Genomic DNA, 13682 nt, shown 5'->3' with positions numbered 1-13682 from the left:
ATTTTAATTGTGAGCAAATATAAAAATTTATTTTCTTTTTTTAAGAAAAAACTTCCTTCAAAACATCCAGTGATTTTGGCCTCTTGAATCCGTCGAGGTGAAAACTATAATAATCAATTAAAATTTTCAGGAGTAATTGTCTTTCAATGACATGAAAGACTTTTTGGTCATTATCCAATTTTAACTGAATTAACTTTTTGAACAAATGAGTTTCGTGTTCTGTCAAAGAACTAACGCCGTGAAAAGGAGTAAAAACGCCTTCAATCATTTCAAAAAAAGGCATATCCATATCCGAAGTATCGGGGTAAAAACCAAGATATTTTGTGGTTTCTAACATCAGAATTAAATGAAAATTTGAAATTTCGTCATGTTGGTCAAGCCAATGCAAAGCGGTTTCGAGAAAAGTAAACAAGGGTTCGTTTTTCTCTTCCTCATGTATCGAATGGTGGAGAATTTCGGAAAGAAACAGAACAATAGTACTTTTGAAAATATCCGATTGTATCGAATGAAAAGGGGACGCTACTTTTACCTCTTTGAAATTTTCCAAAGTCCCTTTGTTTTTATGGACAGCTTCAATTTCGATGATAGTCAAAGGCTGAAAATAAGCCGCTTTTTGGCTTGCCTTTCGGGACGAAAAAGCATCACGGACAAAATACGATTTCAATCCGTTGGATAATGTAAAACATTTTACAATCAGGCTTTTTTCCTGAAATTTTAATGTCGAAATTACGATGGCTTTTGTTTTGACTAACAATTTTAGATTTTAGGTTTTAAATTTTAGATTTCTGAAACTGCTTTATGAAATCTAAAATCCGATTTCTTATTAACGAATAATCATCACTTTTTTGACTTTGGTCTCAGTCCCATCCTGAGCCGAAACAAAAATCATATACACTCCTGATGCTACTTTATATTTCCCGAAAGCGGAGGTGTCCCATTCTATAGTTCCTCCTTCGGATTTAGCTTCAAAGACCAAATTTCCAGCTACATCGGTTATTTTTACATTGGCTTTATCGAGCAAGCCGTTTATTTTTACCGTGCCTTGATATTCCGGACGAACAGGATTGGGATACACATATACATTATTCAGATTTTGATTGGCTGAAGTAGCAATTCCTTTGAAAGAAATCAAACCTTTGGCGGTTGCTATAAAAACTTCTCCGGTATTACTATTAATACTAATGTCATTTATCACATTGCTCGGTAGCGGCGAATTATCGGTCGTAAAATGATACTTGGTTTCCTGACCGTTTGGAGAAAGCAGAAATACACCGGCATCTGCAGTTCCAATCCATTTATTATTAGCACCATCCACTTCGATATCACTTATAAACTGCTCATAAAGTAATTCCTGCGCCAGATTATCTTCCATAATAATAATGCTTTCAGTAGTCAACTGGCTCTCGGTCTGGAAATCACTTACATTGGACAAAACCCGTAACCCTTTAGTTGTTCCTATCCAAAGCTGATTCTTATTATCTACCGCAACCGTCCTAACATCTTGAATGGGTAAATTCCCCTGATTTTCTCCAAAAGTAATTTTTTTAAAGGCATTACTGCTTTCGTTGAATCCTATTACACCATTTTTGCTGGTTGCCATCCATTTAGTACCATACTTATCGATAACCATTTTACCAAAATCATTTTCTGATGGTACCGAAAGAATTTTATCCATCGCGTAACTTTTCCATTGCCCATTAGAACTTAACATTTTCAAACCATTTACAACCCTGCAATTGGTAATCCATAAATTTCCTGATTTATCAAATGCAGTTCCGTTAATCCTGACATCTATATAATTGGGATCGGGCGGACTGATAGTTAATGACTCCAAACTACTGTTGGTTTGATTGTATAAAATCGTTGGAATATCCTGCTCTATTTTTAATAAACCTGAGAAAAAAGAACTCGCATAAACTTCTTTTTCATTGATTGGATTAATCATAATCCGGGATATTGATTTGGCTCCTCGAACTTGGCTATAAGGAATATTAAGCCACCCTGAAGTGGAAAATTTACTTATCCCAAAATCATCCAACGGATACGGATTATAAAAAATATCATAATCACCATAAACTGTCCAAAGTTGTGTAGGAGTAACTTGCAGCGCGAAAATAGTATTTCGTGAAGGCCCGTTTGGCGTTATATTTTCAAAAGTTGAAGCAGCAGAAAGTAAAGTGGTAAGCAAACCGTTTTCGGTTGTGCCAATATAAATCGAATCTTTTATTATCGTAGCACTGCTAAACGTTGAATTGATATCAGGTATTTGATTTCTGTTTATCTGACGCTGCAAGACCATCTGTTTATTGTAAATAGAAACTGAATTGGCTGTCGTTATAATCAAATAATCAGAGGTGGAACGAAAGTTTGTAGCTGCCTCGCCCAATTGCAAAAAGGAGTTAAATACATTGGAACCCGAATCGTATTTGTGAACGTAACCTGCTGTATTTAAGGAATATAATTCGGTACCAAATGACACAATTCCTGTCCATTCTCCTGAATTAATAATCTGCCATTGTTTGAAATCAATTAAATTAGGATTGGCTAAATCTCCTTTTCTAATTCCGCTTGAAGTGGCGGCATAAATGAACCCATTGTAAATGGCTGTTTGACTAACTTTGATTTCGGTTCCATTGTCGCCAATAAAATAGGTGTCTCCAAACTTGGAAGTAGCCAAATTAAACTGAACAATCCCAAAATCGGTTGAGAGATACAAAACACCTCCAAACTCCATAAAATTATTGATTCGTTTTATATTGGCAGGTAAATTTTTATTGATGATATCAACCACTTTAAGCATAGAACCATCGGCCTCGTTCACAACAATTAATAGTCCGTTTTGATAACCAATAATCGTTTTATTAAAAGTTGGACTGTAATAAAGCGCCGTTATGACTTCCCCTGAAAGCCCATCGATTGTAGTAGTGGTCTTTAAAATGTTTGTATTACTGTTTTTGGAAAACAAAGCATTTTCGGAAGCAGCATAGATAGTTGTTGGCGATTCGGAAAGAGCTTTTATTTGGGTATAAGAAAAATATCCCTGCCAAGACAAATTAGTTTGTGCAAAACTGAATTGCAGCACAAATAGTAATAACAGATATTTAAGCCTTTTTCGCATCGAATCGGTATTGATTCACAAATATAGCACAAAGGAAAGGATTTTAGATTGCGGACCCGAACGATAGCGAACTGGCGCAAAATTTTAGATTGCAGATTTTTGAATTCCCTTCAATAAGCACAAAAAAGCCTTTAATCTTTACAGAAAAAAGGCTTTTTTTATAATATTTCTGAATTCTAAAATCTGAATTCCATAATCTTTATACCACTCCTTGAGCAAGCATTGCATCGGCAACTTTTACAAATCCAGCGATATTAGCACCTCTTACATAGTCAACATAACCAGTTTCATCGGCACCATATTTCACACATGAAGCGTGAATGTCTTTCATGATCATTTTTAATCTTTCGTCCACTTCTTCCGAAGTCCAGCTCAAACGCAATGAGTTTTGTGACATCTCAAGCCCTGAAGTTGCTACTCCACCAGCATTTGAAGCTTTTCCAGGAGCAAATAAAATTTTGGCTTTTTGGAAAACATGAATAGCTTCTGGCGTAGAAGGCATATTTGCACCTTCGGCAACACAGATACAACCATTGGCAATAAGTGTTTTGGCCTCTTCTTCGTTCAATTCATTTTGAGTTGCACAAGGCAAAGCAACATCACATTTTACTTCCCAAGGACGTTTATCGGCCACATATTTTGCATTTGGATATTTTGCAACATAATCGCTGATTCTTCCTCTCAGTTCATTTTTAATTTGCATTATGTGAGCCAACTTATCGGCATCTATACCATCGGCATCATAGATATATCCAGCAGAATCCGACATAGTTACTACTTTTCCACCCAATTGGATTACTTTTTCGGCTGCATATTGAGCTACATTTCCAGAACCGGAGATCACTACTGTTTTTCCTTCAAAGCTTTCTCCTTTGGTAGCCAACATACTTTGTGCAAAATATACATCTCCGTATCCTGTAGCTTCCGGACGTATTAATGATCCACCAAAAGAAATTCCTTTTCCGGTTAAAACCCCGGTAAATTCATTTACCAATCTTTTGTATTGACCAAACATGTATCCAACTTCTCTGGCACCTACACCAATATCCCCAGCTGGAACGTCAGTATCTGCACCAATATGTTTTGATAATTCTGTCATAAAGGATTGGCAAAAACGCATTACTTCATTATCTGATTTTCCTTTTGGATCAAAATCAGCTCCTCCTTTTCCACCACCCATAGGCAATGTAGTCAAACTGTTTTTGAAAGTTTGTTCAAAAGCCAAGAACTTCAAAATGCTCAAATTTACTGAAGGATGGAAACGAATTCCCCCTTTGTATGGCCCGATAGCCGAATTCATCTGAATACGATATCCTCTGTTCACTTGCGTCTCCCCTTTATCATCTACCCAAACAACGCGGAACATAATGATACGATCTGACTCTACCATTCTTTCCAAAATCATTTTGTTTTGGTATTTTTTATTTTCTTCAATAAAAGGAATTACTGTTTCGGCAACTTCAGTAACCGCTTGAAGAAATTCCGGTTCGTTCGGATTTTTTTTGGCAACTGATTCTATAAAATTTGTAATACTTTGTGACATAATTATTAATTATAAATGTTTCAAAAATGTTTTAGTTAGTTGTACAAAGATACACCTTGATTAAAATATTTTAACTTTTTTGTGCTTAATTGTGACAGAATTATCTTTTTAGTAACCATTTATAAAAAAATCTGACACATGGAGTATTCTTTTTACGAAATCGATATAGTATTGTTAAAAATAAGAATAATATTCCTGTTTATTTATTTTAAGATAATAATTCTCTATACTACTAGTTTTTATATCTTTGTTTTTTGAAAATACCAACCAACCTATGGCCAAATTTAAAATTTTTACAATATTTTTATTAATAATAACGCCCCTTTTTTCCTTTTCACAAGTTGCACATGAAATTGGCGTCATAACCGGTAGAATTGAATTTCGATCTGATTATGGACAACGAAATGACATAGAAACGAATATTGACAATATGGGATTCGGAATTTCAGTTTTCGATTATATGGGGTTTTCTTATTATGACAATTTGAATGAATATTTCAAAGAGCATTTCAAAATAAGATCTGAAATATCCTATAACGAATCTAAATTACAACACTACGGTGATTGGGTTGAAAAAAACAGTTTTACATCCAAACAACTCCAAGCGATGAGAGGTTCTACACAATTGTTTAGTGCAGGCTTTCAACTCGAATATAGTTTCAAAAACATCCACGATTTTGAAAGAGAGATTGGTAGTTGGGCACCTTATGTTGCAATAGGGCCACAATTCAGCTATTATAACGCCAAAGCGTGGTCCACTATGGGAGACATAGGTACTCCTCTTACCACTCCTGTAAAATATTTAGTCCCTTCTGATGGACATCCTAACGGGTATTCGAATGAAAGTAAGACCGTGTTTTCGGCAGCTCTAAATATGGGTATTCGCTACAAATTAACATCATTATCTGATCTTGTTTTGGATACTAGAGTGCAATATTTTGCTTCTGATTGGGTTGATGGCCTTAATCCCAATAAAGATTTATACAAAGAAAATAAAAGCAATGACTGGCTCACTTTTGTCGGTGTAGGTTATATTCTTTATTTAAATAACTAATAAAAAAACTCCCAACTATATTCAAGTTGGGAGTTTTTTTTATGCTAATGCCTGATTCAAATCGGCAATTAAATCTTCGACGTCTTCTATTCCAACGCTCAGACGAACCAAGTCATCGGTAATTCCGACTTCTTTTCGCTTATCCTCAGGAATGGAAGCATGGGTCATTAAGGCGGGATGATTTGCTAATGATTCAACACCTCCCAAAGATTCTGCCAAAGTAAATACTTTCAGCCTTTCTAAAAACTTCACAGCCTCTTCCTTTTTCCCTGATACAAACGTAAAAGAAACCATTCCTCCAAAACCACTCATCTGTTTTTTTGCAATTTCGTGATAAGGATGATTTGGTAATCCCGGATAATAAACGGTTTTTATTTTAGGATGATTGCTCAGAAATTCAACAACTTTGGCTCCATTTTCACAATGTCTCTGAACTCGCAGATGCAACGTTTTTATTCCTCTTAATACCAAAAAGCTGTCCATTGGCCCCAAAGTCGCGCCTGTGGCAAATTGTTGAAAATGTAATTGTTTACCCAAAGCTTCATCTTTTACAATCAAAGCCCCGGCAATCACATCCGAATGTCCTCCCAAATATTTAGTAGCCGAGTGCATCACAATATCAGCACCCAAATCCAAAGGTTTTTGCAAATAAGGTGTCGCAAAAGTGTTATCGACTGCAAAAAGAATATTATTGGCTTTAGTTATTTTGGCAATCTCTTCAATATCGGCTAGTTTCATTAAAGGATTCGTGGGTGTTTCCACCCAAACCATTTTGGTATTTTCATTAATCAGCGACTTGAAATTATCCAAATCATTCATGTCCACAAAATGAAACACGATGCCGCTGTCTTTATAAATTCGGGTAAACATGCGGTAAGTGCCACCATATAAATCGTCCATCGCGATGATTTCGTCACCAGCTTTAAAGGATCGCAAAACACAATCGGTAGCTGCAAGTCCTGATGAAAACGCCAATCCGCGAGTTCCGTTTTCGATACTCGCCAAAGCATCTTCCAAAGCTGTTCGCGTCGGGTTTGCCGCACGGCTGTATTCATAATCCGGATTCAAAGGTTTTCCCGGACTTGTCTGTACAAAAGTCGATGTTTGATAAACGGGAGGCATCACTGCTCCCGTACTTGGGTCGTGATGCTGCCCTCCGTGAATTACTTTGGTATTGAATTTCATTGTCTTACTTTTTGATTTTTGTCAACCCTTCTAATTTTATTCTTTTACAATGAGCCTAAACATATTTTCTAATACTCATCAATACCCCAAGGTGTAATCCTTCGTGAAAATTGTTGAAATCAATGGCTCCTTTTGCACTTTTCAAAATAAATCCTGTAGAAGTTGGATATTCCTGATAGTTCTTGAAAACACCATTATTATAGTCAGCTTCTAATTGATCAACAGTATTGAACACTAATGATTTTATCAAATCTACTTCTTCTTGGGTAGCATCTTGTTCTGGTTTGGTTCCTTTACGGTATTTTTCAACCAATTCATCAGAGACTGCCATTGGCAAACCTGATAATTTATAAACCAATAATTGTTGTGTCACCACGACGTGCGCAATATTCCAAAATAAACTGTTGTTGAATCCTTCCGGAATTTTATTCAATTGTTCCAATGAGTAATTTTCAAAATAAGAATTCAGCATCCTTCTTGCTGTTCTGGCAACTTCAAATGTATCTTGCATAATTTTAATTTTTGCATAAAATTAAACATTTTAAACATCAAATGTTTTCCTTTGCATCTAGAAAATACTACAAAATGAACAAAATATACTATCTCGCTTCGTGCGATACTTGCCGAAAAATAATAAAATCACTACCTGAAGGTCATAATTTAGCGTTTCATGACATTAAGCAAAATCCTATCAGCGTTGAAGAACTCGAAGAAATGCATAAACTTTCGGGAAGTTACGAAGCTCTTTTCAGCAGAAAAGCGCAATTGTACAAATCGATGGATTTAAAGAACAAATCCCTTACCGAAGACGATTATAAAAAATATATTTTGGAGCATTATACGTTCTTGAGCCGTCCGGTTTTTATTATTGATGATAAAATATACATCGGCAATTCACAGAAAAATGTTCAGGAGGTATTGAAGGTATTAGGCTAATGTGATTATTTTGATCTTTTACCAAGACCTAACAGGTTTTTGAAACATGTTAGGTCTGTAGTGCCTGCAAAAAATCACAAATGTTTGTCTTTAGCCCCGATTACTTCACTATACTTTTATTTTTATAGGAATTCAGTGAACTTCGTTTGCAGTGGAAATCCTTGTGGGCTGGTCCCGATAGCTATCGGGAAGCCCACAAGATTGTAACGAAAAGCGGGACCAATGCCTCCTAAAAATACCCAATCTTTCTGCTCCAAAAAACAATCAATTCTATCTTCTTTAAAAATCGATGAAAAAAATCTATGTTGTGACACACTGATTACTAAAAACGGAGCACTGACCACTTTTTTCTTATCTTTGAACACTTTTATAAAAATATATGATACAATCGATGACTGGTTTTGGTAAAGCGACTTTGCAATTGCCAACCAAAAAAATTACGGTAGAAGTAAAATCCCTGAACAGTAAAGGTTTGGATTTGAATGTGCGAATGCCTTCGCTGTACCGCGAAATGGAACTGGGTTTGCGTAACCAAATCGCCCTGAAACTGGAGAGAGGGAAAGTGGATTTTTCGATTTTTATCGAAAGTACCGCCGAACAGACTTCGACCAAAGTCAATGTGCCTATCGTAAAAGCATACATCAGTCAGTTGCGAGAGGTTTATGCCGATGCAGATGAAACCGAATTGATGAAAATGGCCGTGCGCATGCCAGACACGATGAAAATTGAACGTGAGGAAATCGACGAAAATGATTGGGCTCAAATTCAAACTGCCATTGAAGAGGCATTGCAGAATATCTTAAATTTCCGTAGAGACGAAGGTTTGTCTTTGGAAAATGAATTCCAATTGCGCATCGCAAACATTCGTCAGTTTATGAACGAGGCTTTGGAACTGGATCCGGAACGTGTTCAGGCGATTAAAGACCGTCTGCAAACTGCCATTTCCGAACTGAAAGTAAATGTTGATGAAAATCGTTTTGAGCAGGAATTGATTTATTACTTAGAAAAACTTGATATTACCGAAGAAAAAGTCCGATTGACGAATCACTTGGATTATTTCCTTGAAACCATCAACGGAACGGAAGCCAACGGTAGAAAACTTGGATTCATTACGCAGGAAATGGGTCGAGAAATCAACACTATGGGTTCCAAATCTAACCATGCCCAAATGCAAAAATTAGTGGTTCAGATGAAAGACGAATTGGAAAAAATCAAGGAGCAGGTACTAAATGTATTGTAATTACTATGCATAAAGACGCGATTAATCGCGTCTCTACATTCAAATAATACAAATGAAAAAAGGAAAATTAATCGTATTCTCGGCACCATCAGGATCTGGGAAAACCACTATAGTTAGACATTTATTAAAACAGGAAGATTTGAATTTGGAATTTTCCATTTCGGCTGCGACGCGTGAAGCCCGCGGTGAAGAAGTAAACGGAAAGGATTATTACTTTATGTCTTTGGCAGAGTTTAAAAATCATATCCGAGCTGAAGATTTTGTAGAGTGGGAAGAAGTGTATCGCGATAATTTTTACGGTACGCTAAAAAGCGAAGTAGAGCGTATTTGGGCTTTAGGTAAAAATGTCATTTTTGATATTGATGTGGCCGGCGGTTTGCGTATCAAACACAAATTCCCTGAAGAAACCTTGGCAGTATTTGTAAAACCACCAAGTGTTGATGAACTTAAAAGAAGACTAAAAGAACGCTCCACCGAAAGCGAAGACAAAATCAATATGCGAATCGCAAAGGCTTCGGTAGAACTGGCCACTGCACCACAATTTGATGTAATTATCAAAAATTATGATTTAGCTGTAGCTCTTGAAGAAGCACATCAATTGGTAAAGGATTTTGTTTCTAAAGAGTGATTAGTAAAGAGTGACTAGTAATTAACTTAAAATGGGAGAAATAAAATCATATAAAGATTTATTAATTTAGCAAAAAGGAATTAAAATTGTCTATTTAGTCTATCAGTTGGTAAAATCATTTCCTCAAGAAGAATTATATGCCCTGACAAGTCAGCTAAAAAGAGCTTCAATCTCAATTCCTTCTAATATTGCTGAAGGCTATGGAAGAAATACGGACAAATCATTTAGTCATTTTTTAGATATTTCAAGAGGCTCATTGTTCGAAATTGAAACTCAATTATTAATTGCCAATGAACTTGGTTTTATAACAGATCAGACTTTGTATAAAGAGATTTTAAATCAAATAGAAGAAGAGTCTAAAATGATTAATGCTTTTTCTAAAACCCTCAAAAACTAATTACTTTTTACTAATCACTAGTTACTAAGTCAATGAAAATCGGACTTTATTTCGGAACGTTTAATCCCATACATGTTGGGCATCTTATCATAGCCAATCACATGGCAGAACATTCCGATTTGGATCAGGTTTGGATGGTTGTTACACCGCACAATCCGCTCAAAAAGAAAAGCAGTTTGCTCGATGATCACCATCGTCTGCAGATGGTTTTTCTCGCCACCGAAGATTTTCCTAAAATAAAACCTTCGGATATTGAATTCAAATTACCGCAGCCCAATTATACCGTAAATACATTGGTTCATTTAGAAGAGAAATATCCCAATCATGAATTTTCCTTAATTATGGGTGAAGACAATTTGAAGTCGTTTCACAAATGGAAAAATTATGAAGCGATTTTGGAACACCATAACATTTATGTTTATCCCCGCATTTCGTCTGAATCGGAGAATTTGGAACTGAAAAATCACCCAAAAATTCATCTGATTGATGCTCCGGTTGTTGAAATATCTTCTACTTCTATCAGAGAAAATGTCAAAAAAGGGAAGAATGTACAGCCTTTGTTACCTAATAAAGTCTGGGATTATATTGACCACAATAATTTTTACAGGAAGTAATAATATTATTTTAGATTTTCATTAAGCATTTTATAAATATTATTATATCCGTTAATTTCATCTGACACAAACCTAAGTGTTTTTTGATTTATTTTATCAAATGAAACAGGCAATTTAAAAACCTCAATAATCGCAATGTTTTTTGAGGAATCAAAAGCAAACTCTCTAAAACGATAAGCGACTAACAATGTATTGTTAGAATCATTACTTGTATAATAGAAAAAATGGATATACATAGTACTATCGTTGTCGCCTTGATATTTTTGCTTTTGAGATGATTCATTTGCTTTTAAATGTATTTCTTTCTTAAGCTTGTTTTTTATATCATTATATACTGCATCGCATTCCGATTTATTTCTTTCTTTTTTGTTTCCGTCAATATAAAGAAATGCATATCCCGTCAATTTATTTTTAGTGTCAAATAAGATTTCTGAGACTTCCGGTTTCCCCTCTTTTGGATTCATTGGAGAAATGGAAAAATTGTATCTGAGGTATTTATACCCATTTGCAAATTTTTCACTTTTTTGTTCTTTTAGATTCCATTTTTTATTAGCAGTAATGTGCTCTAAAGGCATATTTGTTTTAATGACAGTAGGAAACAAATCATAATTTGCAATTATTTTTCCGGTTTCAATATCCAATTTTTTTTCTTCCGAAAGTAATTTAGCTTTTTCATCTTCATTTGTATTTTGAGCAAAAATGCCATTACCTATTAACACAAAAAGTATAATAATTACGTTTTTCATTCTTTAATTTTTTAAACTGTTTTCGTCCTGATGAAAAGGAATTTAGTCAATTTTTATTTTACAAATAGCAGCAATATTTTAATATTTTTTCATTCGAATTGTAAATATACTTAGAAAAAAATTCAAAGTCCATAACTGAATCAGAGTTGTTTAGCGATTCGGAATGATTGGATTTATGTTGGCAACGAAACAACAATAGCCTAAATCGAGTTGATTTAGGCTATTAGTTTTTATAACGTTAGTTGTGGTACATTCTTTTTGACTTGATCTCGAATTTCAGATAAACTTAAATCAATTAAAAGTTTTCCATCTCTAAAAACTTCTTTCAATTCTCCTTTTTGCTCTTCTTCCCAAGACACTTCATCTTTTAAAATATATCTGCCATCAGCCAATTCAATTTTCATTAATCCTTTGGCTGATTTTTTGGTACCGTCATCCGTAATTGGATCTTTAAAAATAGCTCTTCCTTCTCCGTTTACTTCTCCGTACGTAGCTTTCATCGCAAATCCAAAAGTGTCTCTTGTATTGTATTGATAAGTAAATGAACCTATTCCAAGCACTACATTGGTAGATGCAAAACCTTTTGTTTTCAATCGTTCACAAATGGCTGTTGCTCTAGCCACGGTAATACTGTCTCCATAAATAGCTCCTATTTGAGGAACTAATTCTTTAAACCCTTTTTCATTTATTGTACCTCCAAAAACATCCCAAAGCAATTCAATTACCCCTTTCTTTTCCTGCTCAGTTTTACCATTTGGGTTACCGCAGATAATATCAACCGGATCACCGCTGTCTGGACGAACGACTACTTTTCCTTCTCTGGAAACTATTTGATTTTTTAATCGAGGCAAATAATCAGTAAGTACTTTCCATAAATCCCAAGTGTCTGAAACGATAGAAACAATTCCTTTTGGATACACCTCACAGATTAATCTTTTGAAAGTTTCATATTCTCCTTTAGTTGTACCCATACACATTACGGAATGCTCGGTTGCTGCAACAGAACCTGCTATTAATTCGGTATCTGAATTGGCATTGTAATATTCTTCCAAAAAATCAATTGCAGGAATCGTATCAGTACCTGTAAAACTCAATAAATGTCCAGCTGCCGATGTTACTGCCGCTTCGATACAGCCCATGCCGCGCATCGAGAAATCGTGACCCTGCCAATCAACAAATTCAGGCATTGAAGAAGTTTCTTCGGCATATTTGTCCAATACTTTTCTATATTGTTTTGCGATTGTAGCCGAATTACAAGGCAGCCAGATTATTGCAGAAAGCAGTGTTTCGAAATAATTGGTCAGCCAAAAAAACTCAGGAATTGTATTGTACATTGTGAACATAGGCACACGGACAGGCACGCTGGCACCTTCTGGCAAAGCCTTAAAAACCATAGGAATATATCCCAAATCATGCAAATCCTCTATATGTTTTGTGCCTACTTGGTTTTCACCCAAATAATTATTGATTCTGCGGGCATATTTTTTCACAACAACTTCTTTTGGCTGTTTGAAAAAATGCAGATCAAAATCTTGAATAATATATTTTTTAAGGAAATACTGCAATCCAAAAAATACAACTTCGTCAATGCCTTCAATCCTTGATTTTCTAGGAGTCCAATTAGAATATACTAATGTAGTTCCGTCTGGGTATTGTCTTTTGTGGTCAACTTTGTAACCATCTGTTAATAATAATGGGTTCATAATTTTATTTGTTAGTCAATTTTTTATATAAATCATAATTTTCATCGTCGAAACACACAAATACCACTTCTTCAATAAAATTAAATTGAAATGATTTTACTGTTTTGACGGCTATTTCTGCTGCCTTATCTTTAGGAAAATGATAAATTCCCGTACTGATATTTGGAAAAGCAATTGTCTTTAACTGTTTATCTTCAGCTATTTTCAAACAATTTTTATAGCAGTTTTCAAGCAACATTTTCTTTTCCTCTTTGTCTCCATTCCAAACTGGCCCAACTGTGTGTATTACAAATTTTGATGGTAAATTTCCAGCCGTTGTAATTACTGCTTCGCCTGCTTTACATCCTCCTTGTTTGCTTCGAATCTTGACACATTCTTCTAGGATTTCTTTGCCTCCGGCTCTATGAATCGCTCCATCAACTCCCCCACCTCCTAACAATGAAGTATTCGCCGCATTGACTATTGCCTCGGTTTCTACTTTCGTAATATCACCTTTAATTAATTGGATTTTCATTTCT

At 35.2% G+C, this 13682-nt stretch carries 13 protein-coding genes and 1 pseudogene; 6 read left to right on the top strand and 8 right to left on the bottom strand.

Features of this window, described 5'->3' with window-relative positions; all coding sequences use genetic code 11:
- Positions 1 to 40: 40 nt before the first annotated feature.
- The 3 genes from recO to gdhA form a co-directional block, all read right to left on the bottom strand.
- Positions 41 to 754 (bottom strand): DNA repair protein RecO, encoded by a 714-nt coding sequence (recO, locus tag OZP12_RS02535; protein WP_281227485.1) that lies wholly within the window; start codon positions 752 to 754, stop codon positions 41 to 43.
- A 69-nt stretch (positions 755 to 823) separates the two neighbouring features.
- Positions 824 to 3118 carry a type IX secretion system anionic LPS delivery protein PorZ gene (gene porZ / locus OZP12_RS02530; RefSeq protein WP_281227484.1) on the bottom strand — a complete coding sequence of 765 codons (2295 nt, stop codon included), beginning with the start codon at positions 3116 to 3118 and terminating at the stop codon, positions 824 to 826.
- 199 nt (positions 3119 to 3317) lie between these two features.
- Positions 3318 to 4661 (bottom strand): NADP-specific glutamate dehydrogenase, encoded by a 1344-nt coding sequence (gene gdhA / locus OZP12_RS02525; RefSeq protein ID WP_281227483.1) that lies wholly within the window; start codon positions 4659 to 4661, stop codon positions 3318 to 3320.
- Between the two features lie 274 nt (positions 4662 to 4935).
- Between gdhA and OZP12_RS02520 the strand changes: the two genes are divergently transcribed.
- Entirely contained in the window at positions 4936 to 5715 is a 780-nt protein-coding gene (locus OZP12_RS02520) for a THC0290_0291 family protein (protein WP_281227482.1), read from the top strand.
- 39 nt (positions 5716 to 5754) lie between these two features.
- Here OZP12_RS02520 and OZP12_RS02515 read toward each other — a convergent pair.
- Both OZP12_RS02515 and OZP12_RS02510 read right to left on the bottom strand, forming a co-directional pair.
- Positions 5755 to 6903, bottom strand: a pseudogene (locus tag OZP12_RS02515) (cystathionine gamma-synthase); the annotation flags it as partial.
- Positions 6904 to 6955: 52 nt separating this feature from the next.
- Positions 6956 to 7411 carry a DinB family protein gene (locus tag OZP12_RS02510; RefSeq protein WP_281227480.1) on the bottom strand — a complete coding sequence of 152 codons (456 nt, stop codon included), beginning with the start codon at positions 7409 to 7411 and terminating at the stop codon, positions 6956 to 6958.
- A 74-nt stretch (positions 7412 to 7485) separates the two neighbouring features.
- Between OZP12_RS02510 and OZP12_RS02505 the strand changes: the two genes are divergently transcribed.
- The 5 genes from OZP12_RS02505 (at position 7486) to nadD (ending at position 10715) form a co-directional block, all read left to right on the top strand.
- Positions 7486 to 7836 carry an arsenate reductase family protein gene (locus OZP12_RS02505; RefSeq protein WP_281227479.1) on the top strand — a complete coding sequence of 117 codons (351 nt, stop codon included), beginning with the start codon at positions 7486 to 7488 and terminating at the stop codon, positions 7834 to 7836.
- Positions 7837 to 8215: 379 nt separating this feature from the next.
- On the top strand, positions 8216 to 9076 hold the full coding sequence (locus OZP12_RS02500; protein WP_281227478.1) for a YicC/YloC family endoribonuclease: 861 nt from the start codon (positions 8216 to 8218) through the stop codon (positions 9074 to 9076).
- A 52-nt stretch (positions 9077 to 9128) separates the two neighbouring features.
- Entirely contained in the window at positions 9129 to 9704 is a 576-nt protein-coding gene (gmk, locus tag OZP12_RS02495; RefSeq protein ID WP_281227477.1) for a guanylate kinase, read from the top strand.
- 79 nt (positions 9705 to 9783) lie between these two features.
- Positions 9784 to 10101, top strand: coding sequence for a four helix bundle protein (locus tag OZP12_RS02490; protein ID WP_281229116.1), 318 nt, complete (start codon positions 9784 to 9786; stop codon positions 10099 to 10101).
- Positions 10102 to 10133: 32 nt separating this feature from the next.
- Positions 10134 to 10715 carry a nicotinate (nicotinamide) nucleotide adenylyltransferase gene (gene nadD / locus OZP12_RS02485; RefSeq protein ID WP_281227476.1) on the top strand — a complete coding sequence of 194 codons (582 nt, stop codon included), beginning with the start codon at positions 10134 to 10136 and terminating at the stop codon, positions 10713 to 10715.
- A 5-nt stretch (positions 10716 to 10720) separates the two neighbouring features.
- On the opposite strand, the gene OZP12_RS02480 is transcribed toward nadD, so the two are convergent.
- The 3 genes from OZP12_RS02480 to OZP12_RS02470 all read right to left on the bottom strand — a co-directional run bounded on the left by OZP12_RS02480 (position 10721) and on the right by OZP12_RS02470 (position 13678).
- Entirely contained in the window at positions 10721 to 11461 is a 741-nt protein-coding gene (locus OZP12_RS02480; RefSeq protein WP_281227475.1) for a hypothetical protein, read from the bottom strand.
- A gap of 230 nt (positions 11462 to 11691) precedes the next feature.
- On the bottom strand, positions 11692 to 13164 hold the full coding sequence (locus tag OZP12_RS02475; RefSeq protein ID WP_281227474.1) for a nicotinate phosphoribosyltransferase: 1473 nt from the start codon (positions 13162 to 13164) through the stop codon (positions 11692 to 11694).
- 4 nt (positions 13165 to 13168) lie between these two features.
- Positions 13169 to 13678 (bottom strand): O-acetyl-ADP-ribose deacetylase, encoded by a 510-nt coding sequence (locus OZP12_RS02470; protein WP_281227473.1) that lies wholly within the window; start codon positions 13676 to 13678, stop codon positions 13169 to 13171.
- Positions 13679 to 13682: the final 4 nt, after the last annotated feature.

The sequence above is a fragment of the Flavobacterium aquiphilum genome, assembly GCF_027111335.1.
Classification (GTDB): Bacteria; Bacteroidota; Bacteroidia; order Flavobacteriales; family Flavobacteriaceae; genus Flavobacterium; species Flavobacterium aquiphilum.
The sequence above is the reverse complement of the archived record's forward strand: the minus strand, read 5'-3'. Positions and strand labels throughout refer to the sequence as shown.